At 49.8% G+C, this 647-nt stretch carries 1 protein-coding gene; it reads left to right on the top strand.

Features of this window, described 5'->3' with window-relative positions; genetic code table 11:
* Positions 1 to 248 precede the first annotated feature (248 nt).
* Positions 249 to 620, top strand: a complete 372-nt coding sequence (locus CCD76_RS19480) for a histone-like nucleoid-structuring protein, MvaT/MvaU family (RefSeq protein WP_087721122.1) — start codon at positions 249 to 251, stop codon at positions 618 to 620.
* Positions 621 to 647 lie beyond the last annotated feature (27 nt).

Raw genomic sequence — 647 nt, 5'->3', positions numbered from 1 at the left:
AGCGCAAGAGCAGCAATGGCCCCTTCTGGTCTTGCTCCCGCTATCCGGATTGCACTGGGGCTAGGGCCATCTCCAAACCAATCGCGAAAAGGACTTCTCGAAGTTCGAATAAAACAGGCGGAAGCCGTAAACCGAAACCTTGAAGTAATTTCCTGAGCCACTTAAGGAATTTCAACCTTGCAGATAAAATCTGCCTTTGCCGTTATAATGTTCTGCTGACCATAGCTTAAAAAGCGAAGATTTAATCTGTGTCATTGCTAAGTGAATACGCAAAGAAAGAGCAACTCCTGAAGCAGCTCTCCGAAGAGCTCAAGGCATTGGAGAGTGACCAGCGCCTACAAAGCGAGATCGAATTTAAAACCAAGCTTGAAGCTCTGATGAATGAGTACGGCAAGAAGGCCAAGGATGTTATCGAGCTGCTTTCGCCCAGCGATTCGAGCAACGCTTCGAATGTCTCGACCGCGAGTCGTCGGCGGAAAAGAAAACTCAAAATCTACAAAAACCCTAACACCGGTGAGGTCATCGAAACCCGGGGTGGGAACCACAAGGTGCTTAAGTCTTGGAAAGACGAGCACGGTGCGGATACCGTCGAAGGGTGGGTCGTGCGGGAAGAAGACTGATCCCGCCTCATTCACGAGGGTGCTGAT

The organism is Salinicola salarius, assembly GCF_002179555.1.
GTDB lineage: Bacteria > Pseudomonadota > Gammaproteobacteria > Pseudomonadales > Halomonadaceae > Salinicola > Salinicola salarius_A.
This window is presented reverse-complemented; position numbering and strand designations above follow the sequence as displayed.